The following is a 21,897-nucleotide window of genomic DNA, read 5'->3' on the forward strand; positions in this document are numbered from 1 at the left end:
TCAGGGCATAATAATTAATAAGAGTGTGCCATGGATGATTTAGTTGGGTTAGCCGTTATAGTAATACTGGTTGTAGTTGCCGGTGCTATTTGCGGCTTAATAGCGCTAGTGCAGTTAAATGGATTAAAACAAGAGGTTGCTGTTTTAAGGGCCAAAGTAACACACTTACAAACACAAAAACCGATATCGCAAAGTGAACCTCAAAGCGAAGCATCTACTGCTCAGGCAGCGCTTTCAAGGTCTGAGCCAATCGCTTATAAAGCACAGCCAAACTTAACGTCCCAAAGCGCGTCGCCACCTGTAATAAATCAGCCATCAGCACCTCCTAAAAAAGCCAAACCAGCTAAAGCATCAGCCATAGAATTACTCTTTAATAAACTACGCGCAGGGTTTGAGCAAAACTGGATGACCTGGATAGGCGCTATCGCACTTGCTTTTGGAGGCATATTTTTAGCTAAATACAGCCTAGAGGCGGGTTTACTCTCGCCTGTAATGAGGCTGAGCTTAGGCGGCTTATTTGGACTTGGCTTAATTGCAGCTGCAGCTTATTTACACCATAAACGCATTATATTTGAAGGCTTTAATAATTACATACCCGCAGCGCTTGCTAGTGGTGGGTTTATTACCTGTTTTGCTTTAACGCTTTTAGCTTACAGCAGTTACGACATGCTGAGCCCTACCGTGGCATTTTTTGCATTAGCTATTATAGCAATTAGTGCAAGTGCGATGGCGCTTAGGTTAGGCCCGCTATTAGCCGTACTTGGTATTATTGGCGCTTACAGCGTACCAATATGGGTTAGCACTGGCAGTGGTAACTTGTTTGCGCTGTTAATGTATGTTGGCTTTGTAAGCCTGTCGGCTGCGTTAGTTGCACATAAAGTACAGCGTGTTTGGCTATGGTATTTACTATGGGCTGGGCACATTGGCTGGTATTTAGTTGGTTTTACGTTACTTAAAGTTAATACCGTTTGGTTAATGGGGACGTTTGCTTTACTTAGTATTATAGGGTTAATTGCTATACCGCGGTTGGGCTTAAAATTGAACGTTATAGAGCTCCGTCCGCACAGTTTAAAACGTTTAATTAACGTGCTTCCAGATCATGTATTACTACTCGCCTTTATAGCGCCCTTAATATTTACCATGCTAATAAGTCACTTTGATATGCAGTGGCAAACAATCGGCGTGTTAAGTATTGTACTAATGTTATTTTTAGTACTCAAAAATAGCCGTTGGGATATTTGGCAGGGCGTAGCATTAGCAAGTTCAACGCTATTAGTGATAGGCGCTGAGCGCACGCATCTTTCGCCAAATCTATTTGATGACGCGCTTTTTATATTCAAAAATGAATACGGTTTGGGTTTATTACTCGGGTTGTTACTGACGGCTTTTGGGCTTTATTACGGTAAAAAACAGATTAAGCGTTTGGCATTTCATGTTACGGGGGCGTTTAGCGCATTTGTAATGATAGCGACTTTATATTCGCTTATTCCTAATTCTGCGTTAAGTACTGCATATCCACTTTGGGCTGTTGTACTGTTTGTAGTGGCGGCTATTTTAATAAAGTGTGCGCAGCATCTCGCGCAACATAGTACAACGCTTTTTCAGCGTTTTACTTATTGGGTAGGCGCTAATGCCAATATTACGTTAGCAATTACTATGCTACTAAGTGACAGCGGTTTAACTATTGCACTTGCTGTACAAGTATTACTTATAAGCGTACTTATAAAGCGCTATAGCGTGCCTATGCCGCATTGGCCTATTAAAGCATTAGTTGCCGCGTTATTACTGCGCTTAACGCTTGCGCCTTGGACTCCAAGTTACGATGCACTTACGGTATTTGGTTTGCATTGGAGCATAGTGGTTTATCCGTTATGTATTGCGTTATTTTTTGCCGCAGCTAAGTGCTTTAAAACATCACAATTAAAAGTATGGCTCGAAGGTGCGGCCCTTCATTGTTTAGCGCTTTTTATTACCACCGAAACAAGTTATCAGTTAGTAGGGCATTATCCGCAATTTGATTCACTTAACTTTTACGAACAAATACTCCTTACCTGTAACTGGCTTGCATTAGGGTGTGTGTATTTACACAGATCAAAACTTGCCGGTACTTTAGCTAAGTTATACCAAGTGGCGGGCTTTGTACTTGCAGGATTAGCAGGGCTTTTTGCTATTAAAACCTTGCTTGACGATAACCCATTATTTGAATCACTTTACATAGGTGAGCTGCCAATATTTAACTGGTTATTACTATTATGGTTAGTGCCTGCAGGGCTAACACTTTGGCTAGCCAAACTTATAAAACCAATAAATGCTAAGGCTACGCCATTTATATTAGCTGTAGCGGGTGGCTTTGTATTATTGGCAATAAATAGTTTTATTCGCCAATACTGGCAAGGGCCTTACATTTACTTATCAAAAGGCGCAAGTAGCGCAGAGCTTTATAGTTACTCGGTTATTTGGTTAATACTAGGGGCAGGTACTGTTATTTTTGGTCACCTTAAAAATCAGTTATTAATACAAAAAGTAGGCTTAGGTTTACTAGCTGCTGTTATTGTTAAAGTGTTTTTAATTGATATGGCTAACTTAACGGGATTACTTAAAGCGCTTTCGTTTATTGGATTAGGGCTTTCGTTAGTGGGATTAAGTTGGTTGTTCCAAAAGCTTAGAAGTCGAGTCAATTAGGCGCAGCTTTTATGCCTCTTGTAGAGTCGAGTTTATTACGCAATCGTTAAATTTAAAATGCGTGCTATAAACTTGGCTAAAGTATCCTGATGGCAAAGGTGGTTTATTTATATGATTAACGAGTTGTATTTTTAAAGGCAAAGTAATACCAACCTGCATAAACCTTTGATCAATTTAACGAATTAAATTGCACTATAACGTCGTTAAAAATTTTTTATTTACGACTGCATGGATGCAGGAGGTAGAGCAATGCAGGGAGCAATTGCCGAGAACAACTAGATATAAAAATTTTTGCCTAGTTTTAGCGTAATTTTCTTAACGTTAAATAGACCCCATATATAAGCAGATTGGTATAAAGCTTTGCGTTGAATCCATAAATACTTGTTTAAACTTAAGAGTACTGGTTCGAATCATAAGCTTAATATAAGGCCAGAAGCGAAGATAATCTGGCCTTATATTAAAACCGTTAACCTATTTTTGTTAGAGTAACGTTCCAGTAAGAATTAGCAGCACTATTAGCAATACTAATAGAGGGGGAGCTATCTTTATAGCTTTGTTTCAAGTTCAGCCACCACCACCATTATTTTTTCTATTTTACCATTTCGGTAAAGCTCAAACTCTATTTCTTTACCAGGTTCTGTATTACCTATTTTTTCGAGCACTTTTTGTGGGTTTACTACCGACAACCCTGCAATTTTAATAACAATATCTTGCTCTTCAATACCTGCTTGCCATGCAGGGCCCAAGGGGTCTAAATTAGTAATGCGCATGCCAGTAACAGGGGTTAGGCTGTCGTTTATTTCTTTACCGGTACTATCTACTGCTGTGCCTTCAAAGCCTAAATAGCCACGTACAACGCGACCATGGCGAATGAGTTTACCCATTACTTTTTTAGCAAGTGAGTAAGGCACCGCAAAGAATATTCCTTGAATGTTCAAGTTTTCACGCGTTTTAAACTGCGCAGAAGTAATACCGACTAAATCGCCATTGGAGTTAACTAGTGCGCCGCCAGAGTTGCCCACGTTAATAGCCGCATCCATTTGTAATAAGTTATTGTACGGACTGTCTGTAATTTTTTGCTTACCCGTTGCGCTAATGATGCCTTGGGTGATTGTTTGACCTAAGTTAAGCGGGTTACCTATAGCAAGTACCACATCGCCTACGCTCGATACATAGCTATCGTTTACAGGAATTACCGGAAGGTGATCTGCATTTATTTTAAGTAAGGCTAAATCAGTAATAGTATCAAAACCAATTAGCTGCACATCAAAAAAGCGTCGACCATCGGTTAGAATAACCATAATTTGATCTGCATTATTAACAACATGGTAGTTAGTAAGAATATAACCGTCTTGCGACATGATGACGCCAGAGCCTAGCTCTTGTACCGTGTTTTTTCTTTTATAACGGGGTTCTTTGGAAATGCTTTCTGAAAAAATAGTAACCACAGAAGGGGCCGCTCGTTTAACAGCGTCAGAAAAACTCAGATGACTCGCACTCATAGCGCTTGGTAGGGGAACATTTGGAAGTAAAGCCGCTCGCATATTAGGGCTGAAAAAAACCACTAAAAAAGCAATACTTAGACCTGCAAATAAAGGGGGAAGAATAAATTTTATTAGTTTCAGCACGATTTTCTTATTATGTAAGTGAGCAATCTCTTTATGATGACATAAAAAAAATAACAGCGGCAAGTGCCACTGTTATTTTTATTACATTAATAGTGCTATTTATTACTGAATCAAAATAAATATAGACTCACGACCACGTTGCACGCCAAGTACTATATTACCTTTTGTACTGTCGATGATTTTATTCATGTCGCGAATTGTTTCTACTCGTTGACGATTCACTTGCATAATAATATCGCCTTCTTCAAGGCCAACACGGGCAGAAGGTGAGCGAGGATCTACTGAAGTAATCTCAACACCTTTGTTACTGTTTTTTTGCACGTTTTCGAGCTCTGCACCTTGGAATGCTGGGTGTAGTTCTTCGCCTGTCGCTGTAACACCAGATGCGCCATCAAGCGTTACTTTTACTGTTTTAATTTTACCATCGCGGTAAATGCCTAGTTTTATCTCACGGCCTTCACCCAGGGTCGCTATTTTGCTGCGTAGTTCGTGGAAACCACTAATATCGCCACCGTTAATGCTAACAATAACATCACCAGCTTCAATTCCAGCCTTACTTGCGGCAGTGTCGTCCATTACTTGCATTACATAAGCACCTTGTTTCACATCAAGTTGCTGCGCTTTTGCAAGTCCTGCATCAAGTGGACGACCTGAAATACCTAGCGAGCCACGACGTACTTCACCATGTTCAATAATTTGATCAACTAGATTTTTCATCATATTAGATGGAATGGCAAAACCAATGCCCACGTTACCGCCAGAAGCACCTAAAATAGCGGTATTAATACCAATCAACTCACCATTTAAGTTAACGAGTGCACCGCCAGAGTTACCTTGGTTAATAGCAGCATCGGTTTGAATGAAATCTTCGTAACCTTCAATGTTTAAACCACTACGACCAAGCGCACTAACAATACCAGAGGTTACTGTGTGACTAAGTCCAAATGGGTTACCAATCGCAACCGCAAAGTCGCCCACTCGTAAGCTATCGGAGTTTGCGAGTTTTATTTCAGTTAAGTCATCAGCGTCTATTTGTAAAAGAGCGATATCAGATTCTGTATCGGTACCAATTTTAGTTGCTTCAAATTCACGGCCATCTTCGAGAGTAACCACCATTTTTTCGGCATCTTGAATAACATGATTGTTAGTTACCACATAGCCTTCATCGGCATTAATAATTACCCCTGAGCCTAAACCACTAAATTGGCGTTTTTGGCTACGAGGCTGCTGTTGTCCAAAAAAGTATTCGAGTGGATCTGCACGGCGGCGTACTTCTTTAGAGCCTGAAACTTGGATACTTACAACACCAGGAGATATTTGCTCTAGCATGGGGGCTAGAGTGGGTAGTTGTTGACCATTTACTGCAATTGGCATTTTTGCATAAGACGCTACAGGGCTCATTAATAAGCTTGTAGATAAAATAGCTGCGCTGATAAGTGATAATTTCATTTTCATAGTCAGGGATAACTCCACTTAAGATAAAGCAAAAACCAAAAAAGGCTACTTTGCAGCAGCCCTTTTTGGTTTGTTAAGATAAACAACAAAGCTGTTATATCTAAAGACTATGGGGTCTAAAAAAAGTTCATCAAGATGCTTTAGAATGTTCTGAAACTTTATTTTGACCAGCAAATAAACCAGATTCACCCGATACGTAATCAGCGGGTTGTGCTTTTGCAGAAGAACGGTCTGAACGACGCTCTTTTAAAGACGCTTGTAGTTGTTCTGTCGTTTCTTTAGAAAAATAAGGTTCTGCTGGTGCTTTATTTCTATCTTCTAAAAGAAGCTGGTTTGTGTCCTCAACATGACTAAGCAGTTGGTCATAGTTTTCTTTCATTTTATTTACGAGCTTACCTGTATTCGCTAAATGATCAGCGACATCTTGACGATACTGCTCAAGCGCACTTTGTGCTTGTTCAGCTTGCTCTTTTAGTTCATCTTGTTTGAATTGTTTTTTAGTAACAAATGCACCAATAAAAAATGCTACAACAGCAACAATAACAATTAAACCTACCCACATAACTGTGCCCATAAAAACTACCCCTTTGGGAAAATAACTAACGAATGCTTGATTCAATTATAAATCATATTAAGTGTAATATACCCCGAGTTAAGATGCGTGTTAATATGCTTTACAAATTAAACTGCGTTTTTACTGTAAATAGATATGACTCCTTGGCAAACATACCAACAAGATTTGAAGCGAGATGACTTTGTACATGACGCAGCGCAAGAAAATGCTGTGCGCCATTTACAACGCCTATACGATGACTTAACTCAGGCAAAGCCAGCACCAAAAGGTTTTTTTGCTAAGTTATTTAACAATGATGAGCCAACGCCTATTAAAGGTTTGTACTTTTGGGGCGGAGTAGGGCGTGGTAAAACCTATTTAGTTGATACTTTTTACGAATCACTGCCGGGCACACGTAAAATGCGAGTGCATTTTCATCGATTTATGCATCGAGTCCATAACGAGCTTAAAAAATTAAACAACACGGCTAATCCCTTAGAAAAAATAGCCGACACTTTTAAAGCTGAAACAGACATAATTTGTTTTGATGAATTTTTTGTTCAAGACATTACCGATGCCATGTTACTTGGTGGTTTAATGGAGGCGCTATTTGCTCGCGGTATTGTACTTGTTGCTACCTCTAATATAGTGCCTGATGATCTTTACAGAAATGGCTTGCAGCGTGCACGCTTTGTACCTGCTATAGAGCTGGTTAAGCTCAATACAGAAATAGTTAATGTAGATTCAGGTATTGATTACCGGTTACGCACCTTAGAGCAAGCCGAAATTTTTCATAGTCCGCTGGATGAAGATGCAGATAAAAACCTATTTGAATACTTCGATAAGCTATCGCCAGAGCCAGGGCAATTAGATGAACCTATAGAAGTAGAAGGACGCCTAATCAAAACACGCAAAGTAGCTAAGTGCGTTGTAATGTTTGAATTTAGTGAGTTATGTGAAACGGCACGTAGCCAAGTAGATTACATGGAGATTAGCCGTTTATATAATACGGTTATTATTTCTAACGTAAAACAGTTAGGCCAAACTAATGATGACGCAGCTAGGCGTTTTATTGCTTTAGTAGATGAATTTTACGAGCGTCATGTAACTTTAATTATATCGGCTGAAAAACCTATTACCGAACTTTATACTCAAGGTAATTTAAACTTTGAATTTAAGCGCTGTATAAGCCGCTTGCAAGAAATGCAGTCTTTAGAGTATTTAGCTAAAGAGCACTTAGTTTAAGTAAGTAGGCAAAAGTGTAATAGGTCGGCCATTAAAAATAAGAAGTTTGTATATAGTACTTCTTATTTTAAAATTTCTTGTGGAAAAAACAACCGGGAGTAGCAATGTGTTTTAAGTGCTGGTATACTCCCGCGTCTGCCACGTTGCGTTCTATGCCCTCATATAGTCTAGCCACTTGTGAGCGGCGCAAAAGTCTAAAACTCGAAGGGGTTATAGCAAACTTAGAGCAGTAGTTAATATTAACTACTTGTGGTTTTAATTGAAAAACATTGGATTTTTATAAATGAAAACGTTTGTTGCTAAACCAGAAACAGTAAAACGTGACTGGTACGTAGTTGACGCTGAAGGTAAAACTTTAGGTCGCATCGCTACTGAAATCGCTCATCGCCTACGCGGTAAGCATAAAGTTGAATATACACCGCACGTAGATACTGGTGATTATATCATCGTTATCAACGCTGAAAAAGTTACTGTAACTGGTAACAAATTCAAAAACAAAGTGTACTATTCACACTCTGGTTTTCCAGGTGGTCTTAAGTCTACTACTTTTGATAAACTTCAAGCTGCAAAGCCTGAAATGATCATCGAGAAGGCTGTTAAGGGCATGTTGCCACGTGGTCCTTTAGGCCGCGCTATGTACCGTAAACTTAAAGTTTACACAGGTACTGAGCACAACCATGCTGCACAACAGCCTCAGGTTCTAGACATTTAAGGAGCACCATCATGGCAAATCAATACTACGGTACAGGTCGTCGTAAAAGTTCAAGTGCTCGCGTATTCTTACGCCCAGGCACTGGTAACATCGTAATCAACAAACGCTCTCTAGAAGAGTATTTTGGTCGCGAAACAGCACGCATGGTTGTTCATCAAGCTCTAGAGCTAGTTGATATGACTGAAAAATTTGACCTTTACATCACCGTTGCCGGTGGTGGTACAACTGGTCAAGCTGGTGCTATCCGTCACGGTATCACTCGTGCACTTATGGAGTTTGACGAATCATTACGTCCACAACTTCGTAAAGCAGGTTTTGTTACACGTGATGCACGTAAAGTTGAACGTAAGAAAGTGGGTCTTAAGAAAGCGCGTAAGCGTCCACAGTTCTCAAAACGTTAATCTATACGTTATCAAGAATTCAAAAACCCAGCTTATGCTGGGTTTTTTGTTTTTAAATCAAAATGTTTACATTCTTAATTTACTGTAAATTTGTTTATTGCTACAGCTATACTAGCTAATAGCAGCAATTAATGATGATCAAATTTATCAATAACTGCGTATTAATCGAACGAAAGTTAAAAAATACTCAGATAGCTGCAAAAAAGTTAAATAATTATCGTAATTAGTTTAAATCCATCAGTTAATTGGTGGAATTTTTTGCTACAATTGTCCGGTAAGTAAAATGAGCGGTTTAACGACACTATGTACAGTTTTTTACTGTTTCTTCTTAGTGGTGTTGATCTTGGTCAGTATATTGTTTTTACAGAAGCGTTATTATAGTCGTTCGGCTTTATTCTCGAGCTAGCTTAATCAAATTTTTGATCAAGTCAGGTTTATGAGCATGGGGCTTTGAATAACCTTGTTTTAATCAAGGGTTTTAATTATGATCGCTTCTATTTTAAAAATTTCGAATAATTAACCTGCTGTAACTGATGTTCTCAATATAGCAAGTGTTGAGAATCATAGTGGAGATAAGTGGATGAGCAATGCGCCTGTAGACAATGGCCGACGTCGCTTTTTAACCATAGCTACCTCTGTTGTAGGTGGTGTTGGTGCGGCTGGGGCTGCTGTTCCTTTTATTGCGTCTTGGAATCCAAGTGAGCGAGCTAAATCTGCGGGTGCGCCTGTAGAAGTAGATATCAGCAAACTTGAGCCTGGACAATTAATACGTGTCGAGTGGCGTGGTAAACCTGTATGGGTTGTATCACGTACCCCAAAAATGCTTGAGCAGATGAAAGAACATGAAGGTCAACTTCGTGATCCGCAATCGCAAGAGCCACAACAATTAGAATCATCAACAAATGATTACCGTTCATTACGTCCAGAAATCTTTTTGGCTGTAGGTATATGTACGCATTTAGGATGTTCGCCAGGCTTTTTACAAGGTAACTTTGGTGAGAAAGTAGAAGGGACTGATGACGGTTTCTACTGCCCGTGCCACGGTTCTAAATTTGATATGGCTGGCCGTGTATTTCAATCGGTACCTGCACCATTAAACTTAGAAATACCACCTTATACTTTTCTAGATGAAACCACTATTTTAGTGGGCGAAGAAAGAGGGGTAGCCTAATGTTTGGTAAGATTATTGGTTGGATAGACGACCGAATCCCAATGACACGTGTTTGGAACATGCACATTGCACAGTATCCAGCACCTAAAAACTTTAACTTCTGGTACTTTTTTGGCTCTCTAGCTATGTTAGTACTAGTAAACCAAATCCTTACCGGTATTTGGTTAACGATGAACTTTGTTCCATCTGCTGAAGGTGCATTCGCTTCGGTAGAATACATCATGCGTGATGTAGAATATGGCTGGTTATTACGTTATTTGCACTCAACAGGTGCATCAGCGTTTTTCATCGTTGTATATATGCATATGTTCCGTGGCATGATCTACGGTTCTTATCAAAAACCACGTGAATTACTGTGGTTATTTGGTATGTTTATTTTCTTAGCACTAATGGCTGAGGCGTTCATGGGATATTTATTACCATGGGGTCAAATGTCGTTTTGGGGCGCGCAGGTAATCATTTCATTATTCGGGGCGATTCCGGTAATTGGTGATGACTTAACACTTTGGATCCGTGGTGACTACGTTATATCAGGTGCAACGCTTAACCGCTTTTTTGCATTGCATGTAATTGCACTACCACTGGTTATTGTAATCTTAGTTTTCTTACACATTGTTGCTTTACACGAAGTGGGTTCGAACAACCCTGAAGGTATTGAGATTAAACGTAAGAAAGGCTCAGTAGCTGAAGAAGATAAGCCTAAATTTAAATTTCACGAGTATTACACTGACAAGAAAGATATTGTTGATGCGATACCGTTCCACCCTTACTACACAGTTAAAGATATTGTGGGTGTGGTTGGTTTCTTAATATTGTTTTGTTGGGTTGTGTTCTTTATGCCTGCGATGAATGGCTTCTTTTTAGAAGGTCCAAACTTCGAGGCAGCTAACCCACTTAAAACACCTGAGCATATTTTCCCGGTTTGGTACTTTACGCCATTCTATGCAATCTTACGTGCAATCCCTGATAAGTTAATCGGTGTTGCAGCGATGGGTGCATCGATTGTGGTACTTGCGTTACTACCTTGGGTAGACCGTGGTAGAGTTAAATCGGTTCGTTACCGTTGTGGTTTCCATAAATGGAACATTGCAGGTTTTGTTGTAACTTTCGTTCTTTTAGGTTGGGTGGGTGCAACTCCACAGACTGATCTGAAAACGATTATTTCTCAAATCTGTACTGTGACTTACTTTATGTTCTTCGTACTGTTGTTTGTATACAGTAAGAACGAAAAAACTAAGCCATTGCCAGAGAGGTTAACGAAATGATGAAAAAGCTTATTATTGGTTTATTTGCTTTATCAGTAAACTTGTTACCTAACATGGTTATGGCAGCAGGTCCGTCGGTTCCTTTAATGGAAGCGAATAACGACCTTACTGATCAGGCATCTTTACAACGCGGTGCAAAGTTGTTCATGAACTACTGCCTTGGTTGTCACCAAATGCAGTATCAACGTTATGAACGTACTTTTCGTGATATTGGTATCCCAACAGAAGTTGGTTTAGAGCAGTTGATTTTTGACGGTTCTAAAGTAGGTAGCCATATTACAAATGCGATTAAAAAAGACGATGCAGCAAAATGGTTTGGTGCGGCTCCGCCGGACTTAACACTAATTGCTCGTGTAAAATCACCAGATTATATTTACACGTACTTAAAATCGTTTTATAAAGATGAATCTCGCCCGTTTGGTGTTAACAATATTGTTTTCCCATCGGTAGGTATGCCGCATGTTCTTCAAGAACTACAAGGTTTACCAACGGCTATCACTAAAGAAGTAGAAGAACATGGTCACACTGTGACCAAAGTTATTGCTACTGAAACAGATGGTTCGGGTGAATTAAGCGTAGATGAATATGACCATGCGGCTCGTGATTTAACGAACTTCCTTGAATACGTGGGTGAACCTTCACGTCTTGAATCGGAAGCGCTAGGTATTAAGGTAATTGGATTTTTAATCATCCTATTTATCTTGGCATTTATGCTTAAGAAAGAATACTGGAGAGATGTTCATTAAGTTGAACATTTTTAAAGGTAATTTTGCAATAGGGGCTTAAGCCCCTTTTGCTGTTTTAGTTATTTAATGGAGGTATAGGCATGGCCGTAGCTGCCAATAAGCGCCCTGTAATGACCCTTTTTTCTGGTGCTAACTGTATGTATAGCCACCAAGTACGTATTGTACTTGCGGAAAAAGGTGTAAGTGTAGATATTCATTTGGCTGAAAAAGATAATTTGCCAGAAGCACTTCACGAAATTAACCCTTACGGTACAGTGCCAACACTGATTGACCGTGAGCTTGGTTTATACCAGGCAAACATCATCATGGAATACCTTGATGAGCGTTTTCCTCATCCTCCACTAATGCCTGTTTACCCGGTAATGCGTGGTCGTAGCCGCTTAATGATGCATCGTATTGATAAAGATTGGTACAGCCTAGCTGACAAAATCAGTAACAACACATCAGATGCAGCTCAAGCTCGTAAAGAGCTAACAGAAGCATTACTTGCTGTAGCACCTATTTTTAGCGAAGCACCTTACTTTATGAGTGAAGAGTTTAGCTTAGTAGATTGTTATTTAGCTCCACTATTATGGCGTTTACCAGAGTTTGGTATTGAGCTTAATGGTGCAGGTTCTAAAGAACTTAAAGAGTACATGATCCGTTTATTTGAACGTGAGTCATTCCAAGCCTCTTTAACTGAAGCTGAGCGTGAGATCCGTTTATAATGACGCCTAATCGTCCTTATTTATTACGTGCTTTTTTTGATTGGATAGTCGATAACGAGTGTACACCGCATTTAGTGGTAGACGCTGGATTTGCAAATGTACAAGTGCCAACACAATTTGTTCAAGACGGACAAATTGTTTTAAACATAAGTCCATCAGCGGTCACACAGTTTTCGTTAGACTTAACCCAACTTAGCTTCAATGCGCGCTTTGGTGGTCAGCCAATGCAAGTGTATGTACCTCTAGGTGCTGTGCTTGCAATATACGCGCGTGAAAATGGCGAAGGAACAGTCTTTACCGCAGATGAGTTTTTAGAGGACGAAGACGATTTTGTGCCAGAGCTTGAAAGTGTTGATACATCAGCTGAGTTTATTGATGAAACACCGCCAGAAAAACCTGAGAAGAAAAAAGGCTCACATTTACGCGTTATTAAATAATAAGTAAATGCCAAAAAAACCGCTTAATAAGCGGTTTTTTTTATGTTTGTGTTTAACTTTACATATATTCAAACACTTTAATTACACGCTCTACGCCTGATACATTACGGGCAATATTTACCGCCTGGGTAGATTCAGAGTCAGACACTAAACCCATTAAAAATACTTCAGCGTTTTCTGTAACCACTTTAATATTATTACTGCTAATGTCTTTTGCTGTTAGTAATTGGGCCTTTACTTTAGAAGTAAGCCAAGAGTCGTGAGTTTGTGTAGTAATGCCAATATTTGAACCAATACGAATTTGGTTATGTATTTTACGAATGCCTGCAACGCCCTCAATGGTGCGCTGCGCTTCGTTTCTCATTTCTTCATTGGCAACTTGGCCAACAAGTAAAACAATACCATTAACGCTTACAGCGCTTATATTGGCAAACTTTTCAAGACGTTCTACTTCGCTAAGTGCAATACTGGCTTTTATTTCAATATTGTTGTCGTCAATTTGAGAGCCAATGGTACGGCGGTCGTTCGCTGCAGTTACTGCACTGGCTGTACCTGCAACAACAGCGGCTGCGCAGCCTTGCAGTAATACAACAGTACCTAAAACAATAAGAGAGCGTTTAAACATAATTTTCATCCTGAGGGAAAAGCGTTAAATCAACCAGTTCGCTTAAACAATGTAAGTTAACTAAATGGGATTCGATAATGCGGCTAGGGCGTTTAGATGGAGATCTAATTTCAACATCATTAGGTCCAAGTAGGCCAACCAACTCGCCACCATCATCACCAACCATCACTATGACCTTCATATCTTTAGTTAGTGCAGCTTCAACGGCAGAAATAACATGCTTTTCGTTACCGTTTATAGCCAGCACCAGTAATAAATCGCCTTGCTGGGCAAAAGCACGGACTTGACGAGCAAATGTATCGTGATCGTCTACCTGAGTACTTTGTCCAAGGTTAACGTTTTCTTGCGATAGAGCAATTGCAGGTAAGCAGGGGCGTTCGGTTTCATAATGATTAACCAATACACCTGCCATATGCTGGGCGAGCATGTGGCAATTTGCAGTACCGCAGCAAATGAGTTTATTTCCGTTGATCAGACTTTGTGCAATAGTAAATGCAGCTGACTCAAGTGCACTCGGTAGTACTTCACCCGCAGCGATTTGAACTTGAATGCTCTCTGTAAAAATTTCTTTAATTGTATCTTGCATAGCCTACCAATAATTTATCTTTGTATTTGTGTTTAAAATACATTTTTCAGCCAATTAATATTAGGAGATGCTTCTCCTGTAATGGCTACATAATCAATTCTTAGTGCTTGGTTAGTCAAATTTTTAGCTGCTAAGTAATGATAAATACTACGTTTTAATCGAGCTTGCTTTTGCGGGCTAAGCGCATAGTTTGCGCCGCCCCTTGCATTATTTTTGCGAAACTTAACCTCAACAAATACAAGGGTGTTGCCTTCTTTCATAATGACATCAAGCTCACCAAAGGGGCAGTAATAATTACGTTCAATAGGCGTTAACCCTTGAGTAACTAAGTATTTTTGCGCTTCAAGCTCATAATACTGGCCTTTTTCGCGACTATTGTGCCACAGCTCTTTAAACCACGACATGCCGCCCCCTCAACTTAATTAAGTTTAATTTATAGTTTGCATCTCACTTGCTGATTGCATAAACAATGGCACAGGACGCTGTGTTTTTAATTGCACGGGTTTAATACGGCGATTTGTGTATTGAGCCCAGTTAAGTATACGCTCGATATGACCGCTTGTATTAACAGATAACTTACCGCTTAAACCACTGTATTGATTACCTGGCATTACGCTTAACTGCCTAATGTCAGGTAATATAGAGACTGCATCGTACGCCATAGCAAATAAGCGTTGGCTAATATCTACTTGTTCCGGCCATAACGAATCATACTGCTGGCGTAAATTATGTTGTTTAATTTGCGAATCGAGCATCCACGGTAATTCAGTGAAGTATAGGCCGTCTAAGTCGCCTTTGTCAGTACTGTCAATCTGTTTACTGTGGCTTTTAGAGCTAGCGTAAAGCGGAATGCGATCTGCAAAAGTACTTACGTTTACATCAAGATAAGGTTTAATTAAGCGTGTTTCTATTGCATCACCTAAAATATAAATAACATCAATATCACTGCGTGAGCGCGTTTCATTTTCTACTTCTTGTTTAAATAATGCCTTAACCGTTTTTATGCGCTCTTTTGATTTATCTACTTCCAGCAAGCTTGTAATCGTATTTGGCATATCTTTTTTATCGTTATAAAAACCTATTTGCGGCTTAGTTTCGCTATAGCGTTGCCACTGTAAGTTAAAATAATCAATAAGACGTTGCCCGTTAGCGTTATTAGGCGCAAGTAACATCGGCTTTTGGTAACCCATTGCTAAAAAGTGCTCTAGGGCTTGTTCTACTTCGTGTTCAGGGTTCAATGCAAAGTAATAATGCTGAAGCGAAATGCGTTCACCATCAAAGGTGTTTAAATGTAGTACTGGCGTATCGATAAGCGTTTGCGCATTAGCTAGTTTATCTATATTTGCTTTAAGTAGAGGGCCAATTACAAAGTCAGGCTTTATTTCTTCAAGTTGTGTTGCAATTTCTTCTGTACTTAAGTTTTCATCAATAAAAATAGTGTCGTTGATATTTTGCGTATCAAGCGCAGCCAATACACCGGCCTTAAGAGCATCACCTAAACGTTCGTTAGGGCCTGATTGTGGGAACAATACAACTAAGCGTTCTATATTCAGAGGCGCAAATTCAGTAAGCATTTCATCTTGTTTAGGTAAAACACTAAAAGCGGGGTGCCCAATATAGCGTCTTCGCCAATTATTGATTGCTTGATCTAACTCTACACCGCTACCTGCGTATACTTGATGGTATAACGCTAGGTTAGTCCAGCCTTGCTGAATAACCGAGCCACGGTTAAAGCGCTCAAGCGCATAAGAAGAAAGCTGTTTTAAGTTATCCCATAAACTTTGATTAAGCTGAGGGATTTCTATGTTGTTTTTTGCTGCTGTTTCAGAGGCTTTAAAAAAGTAGGGTGCTGCTTTTTTAGGAAAATTTTGTGATGCGTAAATAGTGGCAGTTAAAAACTGGTGCCATGCAAAATGCTCAGGTTGAGTAAGTTGTCCGTCTAGCGATTGCAGAATCACTAAGGCTTGGTCGTTTTTATTTTGTTGTTTTTGTGCAAATGCAATATAAAGACGGTTTTGAATTTGATCAACACTTGCGGTTAATTCAAGCTCATTTCCAATTGTCTCTAATAAAGGCCAGTTTTGCTCACTAATTGCTGCATCACGGGCGCTATACAATAACTGTATTTTATCGGCACCTTGGCGGTTTTGCGCCAATTGATAGATAGATTGCGCACTGGTTGCCTGATTTTGCAGTGCATTAGTGCGGTTACTTACGTTATCGCTGTTTTTAGTTGGTTTTTCGGTTGTGCTACACGCCGATAACCCTGACAATATAATTAATAGACTAACTAGTTTAAGTCGCACAAATGATTTCCCAATACGTTAACGCGATTTGCTTATATTACTGACTGACGCAGGAGACCTCAATGTTAAATGAGGAGAATTCACAGAAAATTGGCACTCTTTACATTGTTGCCACCCCAATTGGCAATTATGACGACTTAAGTCACCGTGCCATCGCGACATTATCGCAGGTTGACTTAATAGCTGCTGAAGACACTCGCCATACTGGCAAGCTACTTAGCCACTTTGGTATTAAGGCAAAAACGTTTGCATTACATGACCACAACGAAAAGCAAAAAGCACAGCAAATTATCGATCAACTAAATCAAGGTTTAAATATTGCTTTAGTATCCGACGCTGGTACACCGCTTATTAGTGACCCAGGTTATGCCGTTGTAAACTTATGCCGCGAACAAGGCGCTAATGTTACACCCGTACCCGGTGCATGTGCAGCAATTACAGCCGTATGTTGTTCAGGCCTACCAACCGACCGCTTTCAGTTTATTGGTTTTACGCCAGCTAAAAGCAAAGCTCGCCAAGACTTTTTTACCGAAGCAGTTAACTCGGGCATTACTAGTATAATGTACGAAAGTACGCACCGTATTATGGCAAGTCTTGATGATTTAGCACTAGCCCTTGGTGATGAGCAACAAGTTGTATTTGCTAAAGAGCTAACCAAAACCTTTGAAACATTTTTTAACGGTAGCGTAAGCGAGCTAAAACAGTTTTTGACGGATGATCCTACTAAGCAGCGCGGCGAAATAGTGCTGATGCTTCCAGGTAAACCAAAGCAAATAGACGATGTTCCGCCTGAAGCGCGCAAAATGCTGGCACTTCTTGAAAGTGAAATGCCCATGAAAAAGGCCTGTGGCGTTGTAGCCGAATACTTTGGAATGAAGAAAAACGCTTTATATAAAACAATTATTGAAGAAAAAGAGTAAATTTTACTGCGCTTGGTATTAGCCTCATGTATACTGCGCGCCGAGTCAGCCAAGATGATCGCTGCCTGTGACGAAAATGATCAGGGGGAGGAAAGTCCGGGCTCCATAGGGCAGAGTGCCAGCTAACGGCTGGGGGGCGTGAGCCCACGACAAGTGCAGCAGAGAGGAGACCGCCAATCTTCGGGTTGGTAAGGGTGAAAGGGTGCGGTAAGAGCGCACCGGGCCGCTAGTAATAGTCGGTTGCAAGGTAAACTCCACTCGGAGCAAGACCAAATAGGGTTCCTTATGGCGTGGCCCACGTTGGAACCGGGTAGGTTGCTTGAGCCATAGAGCGATTTATGGCCTAGACGAATGATTATCACTTTCTTCGGAAAGGACAAAACCCGGCTTATACGGCTGACTCACTCATTCAATAAAAAGCCCGCAGTTAACGCTGCGGGCTTTTTTGTGTTTAAAAATTAAGATAAGCCATTAGTTTTTGGCCGTCGGCTTGTAATACTCAGCTAAGTTTAAGCAAAGAGCTATAAGCAGATAGTGAGAAATTATGATGTATGAAGTCAAGATTTGGCCACGCTGGCTCCGACCCCGCTGGCTCCTACTAAACAACAAGGCTCGGGTATTGGTTTGAGCTTGTCGCGGCAAATTATGCTCAACCACGGCGGTGGCTAATTTATGTACAAAAACCACAAGGTGCATGTTTTAGGTGTGTATTTGGGTAACACACATCAATATACAGTAGTAATCTAGTGACACTAATTTATCTTGCGTGTTATCTTTACCTTAATTAAGATCGAACACAAACGAATGAGACATTTGATGAGCACTCCTAGAGATTTTCATAATTCATTTTTAGATACAGCTAAACGCGATGATATATTAAATTACTATGTTAATCGTGCTCCTGATGATGCTCACGACAGTGTTGAAGATATGAAACAGGCTATCGAATGGGAAGATACACCTGGCTGTTACTTATTCTCTGGACTTAGAGGCGCAGGTAAAACCACTGAACTCCAGCGTTTATTAGCGGATCTCAAAGTAAAAAACATACCGGCTTTTTACTGTAGTGCAGACTCTTTTTTAGATTTAAATGAGCCTGCAATTACTCAAACTGAATTAATTTTCACTGCATTAGCAGGCTTATCTCACGCCGTTAAAAAAGCATATGGTGATGACTTCCTTACTGAAACAATTTGGGAGCGCACAAAAAAAGCAATGGACTCAAAAGTAGAGCTAAAACCTAAGCTAAAAGCAGCAGGGGCTGAGGTTGAGTTCTCTCTAGAGGAAAATGTAACTTTTAAACAAGAATTAATAAAATTTGCTAATAGCTCAAATAAGTTTTTTCAAGAGGCTATCAAGTTTGCAAACGATGTAGCTGCATCAGTTAAACAACATACCAATCAAGATAAAGTTGTTCTTGTTGTTGATTCATTAGAAAGACTGTCTGCGCCTAATGGTCAAGAAAACGTATTATTTGAATCCCTTAAAGACTTATTTTTTAACTCTCCTGCCCGATTATCTTTTGAAAATATTACCGTCATTTATACTGTTCCCCCGTATATCCATGCTGTACTTCCTAGCATTGATCAATTTTATTCTGGGAGCTTTTCGTTGCCTAATTTTAAAGTTATGCAAACACCTAAAAAAGAAAAGCCAATTGAGAAAAACCCAGAAGGTATCGCAAAAATGGTGTGTGTTGTAGAAAAACGTTTTCCTGAGTGGGAAAATTATATTTCAAAGCCCGTGATAGAAGAGTTTGCATGGCTATGCGGTGGTAACGTTCGTCGGATGTTTGCTTTAATACGCCATACCACTAAAAAAGCAGTACTTGGTAAAGTCAATTTTCCTGTAAATATGGTTAATAGCACTCCTGTGAAGCAAGCAATTTTAGAAGAAACTAAAAATGTTCAATGGTTAAATGCACAAGATAGAAAATGGTTAATTCATTGCAGAGAGCATAGCGGTAACCTAGCACAATATATAAATGACCTTGCCAGCGATTTACCACCAATTATTCGTTTATTTGATCATTCATTAGTTTTAAATTATCAAAATGGTAGTATTTGGTACCAAGTTCCTCCAATTATGAACGACTACTTTGATGAACAATCATGATTTTGAGGCCATCTGGTCAGAATTAAAACTCACACTTGAGTGGCACGAAGACTTCTCTCTTTTTTTTGTATTTGTTGAAAATACTCAAGCGAGTTTTGCCCTTAAGCAGCGGCTAGATGACTTTATGCGCAGTCACAGTAAACCGTTACGCCGTATAAAGCCTATAACTCAAACAGATTTACCAAATAAAGTTATTGATGAAATTTTTAACGCTAACGCAGGCCACTCTCCCGTTTGGTTAGCGCTAACACAGGTAGATCAAGAAGGGATTTGGGATACGCTAAGAGCCAAAACCTTAGCAACTTTAAATAAACGCCGTTCGCAGCTGGAAGATATTGTAAAAAGCCCCATTTTTATTGAGCTACCTTATACATGTGCAGCTAGTGTTGTCACTTGGGCGCCTGATATCTGGAGTGTTCGCCAACAAATAATTGAACTACCTTCTAATATTAAATTAAATACCAAGCTGCCACAAACTGAAGCTTTAAATGAACCACTATTGTCATCTTTACAACTTGATGAAGCTATCTACCAAACTAGGGCCAAAATAGAGCAATTGCAAAGTACGGTTACAAACCAAGGAAAAAGGCATTTGAGTATCGCCTTAGATAGATTAGGTGACTTACTAAGTAATATCGGCCAATTACCTGACGCCAAAGCCGCATACACGCAAAGCTTAGCAATTTGCCAACAACTGCAAACGAGCCTTGGTGACTCACCACAAGTATTACGAGACCTGTCAATCTCGTTTGAAAAGGTGGGTAATATTGAACTGCAACTCGGGGATGTACCCGCCGCCAAGGCCGCATACACGCAAAGCTTAGCAATTTGCCAACAACTGCAAACGAGCCTTGGCGACTCACCACAAGTATTACGAGACCTGTCTGTCTCGTTTAATAAGGTGGGCGACATTGAACTGCAACTCGGGGATGTACCCGCCGCCAAAGCCGCCCATATGCAAAGCTTAGCAATTTCCCAACAACTGCAAACAAGCCTTGGTGACTCACCACAAGTATTACGAGACCTGTCTGTCTCGTTTAATAATGTGGGCGACATTGAGCTGCAACTCGGGGATGTACCCGCCGCCAAAGCAGCATATATGCAAAGCTTAGCAATTCGCCAACAACTGCAAACAAGCCTTGGTGACTCACCACAAGTATTACGAGACCTGTCTGTCTCGTTTAATAATGTGGGCGACATTGAGCTGCAACTCGGAGATGTACCCGCCGCCAAAGCCGCCTATATGCAAAGCTTAGCAATTTGCCAACAACTGCAAACGAGCCTTGGTGACTCACCACAAGTATTACGAGACCTGTCTGTCTCGTTTAATAATGTGGGCAACATTGAGCTGCAACTCGGGGATTTACCCGCCGCCAAAACCGCCCATATGCAAAGCTTAGCAATTTGCCAGCAATTGCAAACGAGCCTTGGTGACACACCACAAGTATTACGAGACCTGTCTGTTTCGTTTAATAATGTGGGCGACATTGAGCTGCAACTCGGGGATGTACCCGCCGCCAAAGCCGCATACACGCAAAGCTTAGCAATTTGCCAACAACTGCAAACGAGCCTTGGTGACTCACCACAAGTATTACGAGACCTGTCTGTCTCGTTTAATAAGGTGGGCGACATTGAGCTGCAACTCGGGGATGTACCCGCCGCCAAAGCCGCCTATATGCAAAGCTTAGCAATTTGCCAACAACTGCAAACGAGCCTTGGTGACTCACCACAAGTATTACGAGACCTGTCTGTCTCGTTTAATAAGGTGGGTAATATTGAGCAGAAACTAGGGGATTTACCCACTGCCAAAGCCGCCTATATGCAAAGCTTAGCAATTTTCCAACAACTTCAAACGAGCCTTGGTGATTTACCACAAGTATTACGAGACCTGTCTGTCTCGTTTGATAAGGTGGGCGACATTGAGCTGAAACTCGGGGATTTACCCGCAGCTAAGGCCGCGTATACGCAAAGCTTACAGCTCGACAGGCAACTTCAAACTAATTTAGGGGATACAGTAACAGTGCTTCAAGATCTAACTATATCCTTAAAGAGGGTGGCTGAAATAGAAAAAAAATTAGGTAACTTAACTTCAGTCACACATCTAAATGCTCAATCAGATGAAATAGCAGCTAAATTAAAAATTTTATAATCATATCTCGTCGCTATAAAGAGCAGTTTAAAGCGTGCTTAAATTTAGCCCCATCTCACATTTAACATCTCTATGTTAAGCTAATCGGCTTTTGGTTAGCTGTATTTATATTTCGGAGTAGTTTTTATGTGTTTTAGATCCCTCAGGGTCAGATCTTGACTTCATATATCAAAGGTCTATATTTATAGTCTATT

General features: G+C 40.2%; 19 protein-coding genes, 1 other RNA gene and 1 pseudogene. 14 read left to right on the plus strand and 7 right to left on the minus strand.

Annotation, left to right across the window (positions count from 1 at the left end):
• Positions 1–30 precede the first annotated feature (30 nt).
• Positions 31–2,682, plus strand: coding sequence for a DUF2339 domain-containing protein (locus PX700_RS14260; protein WP_479521055.1), 2,652 nt, complete (start codon positions 31–33; stop codon positions 2,680–2,682).
• Between the two features lie 545 nt (positions 2,683–3,227).
• Here PX700_RS14260 and PX700_RS14265 read toward each other — a convergent pair.
• The 3 genes from PX700_RS14265 to PX700_RS14275 all read right to left on the minus strand — a co-directional run bounded on the left by PX700_RS14265 (position 3,228) and on the right by PX700_RS14275 (position 6,339).
• A complete protein-coding gene (locus tag PX700_RS14265; protein WP_479521056.1) occupies positions 3,228–4,310 on the minus strand; it encodes a trypsin-like peptidase domain-containing protein in 1,083 nt (360 codons plus the stop codon).
• Positions 4,311–4,412: 102 nt separating this feature from the next.
• Positions 4,413–5,765 carry a Do family serine endopeptidase gene (locus PX700_RS14270; RefSeq protein ID WP_479521057.1) on the minus strand — a complete coding sequence of 451 codons (1,353 nt, stop codon included), beginning with the start codon at positions 5,763–5,765 and terminating at the stop codon, positions 4,413–4,415.
• 130 nt (positions 5,766–5,895) lie between these two features.
• Positions 5,896–6,339 (minus strand): Z-ring associated ZapG family protein, encoded by a 444-nt coding sequence (locus PX700_RS14275; RefSeq protein ID WP_479521058.1) that lies wholly within the window; start codon positions 6,337–6,339, stop codon positions 5,896–5,898.
• A 135-nt stretch (positions 6,340–6,474) separates the two neighbouring features.
• Here PX700_RS14275 and zapE point away from each other — a divergent pair, with 135 nt between their 5' ends.
• The 8 genes from zapE to PX700_RS14315 all read left to right on the plus strand — a co-directional run bounded on the left by zapE (position 6,475) and on the right by PX700_RS14315 (position 13,002).
• Positions 6,475–7,563: a cell division protein ZapE gene (zapE, locus tag PX700_RS14280; RefSeq protein WP_479521059.1), complete on the plus strand. Its 1,089-nt coding sequence runs from the start codon at positions 6,475–6,477 to the stop codon at positions 7,561–7,563.
• A 283-nt stretch (positions 7,564–7,846) separates the two neighbouring features.
• Positions 7,847–8,275 carry a 50S ribosomal protein L13 gene (gene rplM, locus PX700_RS14285; protein ID WP_007378318.1) on the plus strand — a complete coding sequence of 143 codons (429 nt, stop codon included), beginning with the start codon at positions 7,847–7,849 and terminating at the stop codon, positions 8,273–8,275.
• Positions 8,276–8,283: 8 nt separating this feature from the next.
• Positions 8,284–8,676 carry a 30S ribosomal protein S9 gene (gene rpsI, locus PX700_RS14290; RefSeq protein WP_024599268.1) on the plus strand — a complete coding sequence of 131 codons (393 nt, stop codon included), beginning with the start codon at positions 8,284–8,286 and terminating at the stop codon, positions 8,674–8,676.
• Between the two features lie 580 nt (positions 8,677–9,256).
• Positions 9,257–9,847, plus strand: a complete 591-nt coding sequence (gene petA / locus PX700_RS14295; RefSeq protein ID WP_024599269.1) for a ubiquinol-cytochrome c reductase iron-sulfur subunit — start codon at positions 9,257–9,259, stop codon at positions 9,845–9,847.
• Entirely contained in the window at positions 9,847–11,112 is a 1,266-nt protein-coding gene (locus PX700_RS14300; RefSeq protein WP_007378320.1) for a cytochrome b, read from the plus strand. Before petA ends, PX700_RS14300 begins: the two co-directional genes overlap by 1 nt.
• On the plus strand, positions 11,109–11,858 hold the full coding sequence (locus tag PX700_RS14305; protein WP_479521060.1) for a cytochrome c1: 750 nt from the start codon (positions 11,109–11,111) through the stop codon (positions 11,856–11,858). The genes PX700_RS14300 and PX700_RS14305 overlap by 4 nt, the downstream gene beginning before the upstream one ends.
• 80 nt (positions 11,859–11,938) lie before the next feature.
• Positions 11,939–12,565, plus strand: a complete 627-nt coding sequence (gene sspA, locus PX700_RS14310; protein ID WP_165741632.1) for a stringent starvation protein SspA — start codon at positions 11,939–11,941, stop codon at positions 12,563–12,565.
• On the plus strand, positions 12,565–13,002 hold the full coding sequence (locus PX700_RS14315) for a ClpXP protease specificity-enhancing factor (RefSeq protein WP_166419366.1): 438 nt from the start codon (positions 12,565–12,567) through the stop codon (positions 13,000–13,002). The genes sspA and PX700_RS14315 overlap by 1 nt, the downstream gene beginning before the upstream one ends.
• A gap of 58 nt (positions 13,003–13,060) precedes the next feature.
• On the opposite strand, the gene dolP is transcribed toward PX700_RS14315, so the two are convergent.
• From dolP to PX700_RS14335, 4 genes are read right to left on the minus strand one after another with little or no spacing between them, the layout of a single operon-like run.
• Positions 13,061–13,627: a division/outer membrane stress-associated lipid-binding lipoprotein gene (gene dolP, locus PX700_RS14320; protein WP_166419365.1), complete on the minus strand. Its 567-nt coding sequence runs from the start codon at positions 13,625–13,627 to the stop codon at positions 13,061–13,063.
• Positions 13,620–14,213: an SIS domain-containing protein gene (locus tag PX700_RS14325; RefSeq protein ID WP_002957968.1), complete on the minus strand. Its 594-nt coding sequence runs from the start codon at positions 14,211–14,213 to the stop codon at positions 13,620–13,622. Before PX700_RS14325 ends, dolP begins: the two co-directional genes overlap by 8 nt.
• A 32-nt stretch (positions 14,214–14,245) precedes the next feature.
• Positions 14,246–14,617 carry a YraN family protein gene (locus PX700_RS14330; RefSeq protein WP_024599272.1) on the minus strand — a complete coding sequence of 124 codons (372 nt, stop codon included), beginning with the start codon at positions 14,615–14,617 and terminating at the stop codon, positions 14,246–14,248.
• A 24-nt stretch (positions 14,618–14,641) separates the two neighbouring features.
• The gene (locus PX700_RS14335) at positions 14,642–16,519 is read right to left on the minus strand and encodes a penicillin-binding protein activator (protein WP_479521061.1); all 1,878 of its coding nucleotides are present in this window, start codon (positions 16,517–16,519) and stop codon (positions 14,642–14,644) included.
• A 62-nt stretch (positions 16,520–16,581) separates the two neighbouring features.
• Between PX700_RS14335 and rsmI the strand changes: the two genes are divergently transcribed.
• The 5 genes and pseudogenes from rsmI to PX700_RS14360 all read left to right on the plus strand — a co-directional run bounded on the left by rsmI (position 16,582) and on the right by PX700_RS14360 (position 21,703).
• Positions 16,582–17,439: a 16S rRNA (cytidine(1402)-2'-O)-methyltransferase gene (rsmI, locus tag PX700_RS14340; protein ID WP_166419362.1), complete on the plus strand. Its 858-nt coding sequence runs from the start codon at positions 16,582–16,584 to the stop codon at positions 17,437–17,439.
• Positions 17,440–17,481: 42 nt separating this feature from the next.
• Positions 17,482–17,846, plus strand: an RNA gene (rnpB, locus tag PX700_RS14345) — RNase P RNA component class A.
• Between the two features lie 178 nt (positions 17,847–18,024).
• Positions 18,025–18,158, plus strand: a pseudogene (locus PX700_RS14350) (sensor histidine kinase); the annotation flags it as partial.
• Positions 18,159–18,255: 97 nt separating this feature from the next.
• Positions 18,256–19,554 carry a hypothetical protein gene (locus tag PX700_RS14355; RefSeq protein WP_479521062.1) on the plus strand — a complete coding sequence of 433 codons (1,299 nt, stop codon included), beginning with the start codon at positions 18,256–18,258 and terminating at the stop codon, positions 19,552–19,554.
• Complete coding sequence (locus PX700_RS14360; RefSeq protein WP_479521063.1) at positions 19,541–21,703, plus strand: NEL-type E3 ubiquitin ligase domain-containing protein; 2,163 nt, start codon at positions 19,541–19,543, stop codon at positions 21,701–21,703. The genes PX700_RS14355 and PX700_RS14360 overlap by 14 nt, the downstream gene beginning before the upstream one ends.
• Positions 21,704–21,897: the final 194 nt, after the last annotated feature.

This window comes from Pseudoalteromonas sp. TP27 (assembly GCF_056470645.1).

Coding starts and splice junctions, on each gene's coding strand:
- PX700_RS14360 (WP_479521063.1), top strand. CDS start 19,541: ATGAACAATCATGATTTTGAGGCCATCTGGTCAGAATTAAAACTCACA.
- PX700_RS14330 (WP_024599272.1), bottom strand. CDS start 14,617: ATGTCGTGGTTTAAAGAGCTGTGGCACAATAGTCGCGAAAAAGGCCAG.
- PX700_RS14275 (WP_479521058.1), bottom strand. CDS start 6,339: ATGGGCACAGTTATGTGGGTAGGTTTAATTGTTATTGTTGCTGTTGTA.
- sspA (WP_165741632.1), top strand. CDS start 11,939: ATGGCCGTAGCTGCCAATAAGCGCCCTGTAATGACCCTTTTTTCTGGT.
- dolP (WP_166419365.1), bottom strand. CDS start 13,627: ATGTTTAAACGCTCTCTTATTGTTTTAGGTACTGTTGTATTACTGCAA.
- PX700_RS14315 (WP_166419366.1), top strand. CDS start 12,565: ATGACGCCTAATCGTCCTTATTTATTACGTGCTTTTTTTGATTGGATA.
- PX700_RS14305 (WP_479521060.1), top strand. CDS start 11,109: ATGATGAAAAAGCTTATTATTGGTTTATTTGCTTTATCAGTAAACTTG.
- PX700_RS14270 (WP_479521057.1), bottom strand. CDS start 5,765: ATGAAAATGAAATTATCACTTATCAGCGCAGCTATTTTATCTACAAGC.
- rplM (WP_007378318.1), top strand. CDS start 7,847: ATGAAAACGTTTGTTGCTAAACCAGAAACAGTAAAACGTGACTGGTAC.
- PX700_RS14325 (WP_002957968.1), bottom strand. CDS start 14,213: ATGCAAGATACAATTAAAGAAATTTTTACAGAGAGCATTCAAGTTCAA.
- PX700_RS14300 (WP_007378320.1), top strand. CDS start 9,847: ATGTTTGGTAAGATTATTGGTTGGATAGACGACCGAATCCCAATGACA.
- petA (WP_024599269.1), top strand. CDS start 9,257: ATGAGCAATGCGCCTGTAGACAATGGCCGACGTCGCTTTTTAACCATA.
- rsmI (WP_166419362.1), top strand. CDS start 16,582: ATGTTAAATGAGGAGAATTCACAGAAAATTGGCACTCTTTACATTGTT.
- PX700_RS14355 (WP_479521062.1), top strand. CDS start 18,256: ATGAGCACTCCTAGAGATTTTCATAATTCATTTTTAGATACAGCTAAA.
- PX700_RS14260 (WP_479521055.1), top strand. CDS start 31: ATGGATGATTTAGTTGGGTTAGCCGTTATAGTAATACTGGTTGTAGTT.
- zapE (WP_479521059.1), top strand. CDS start 6,475: ATGACTCCTTGGCAAACATACCAACAAGATTTGAAGCGAGATGACTTT.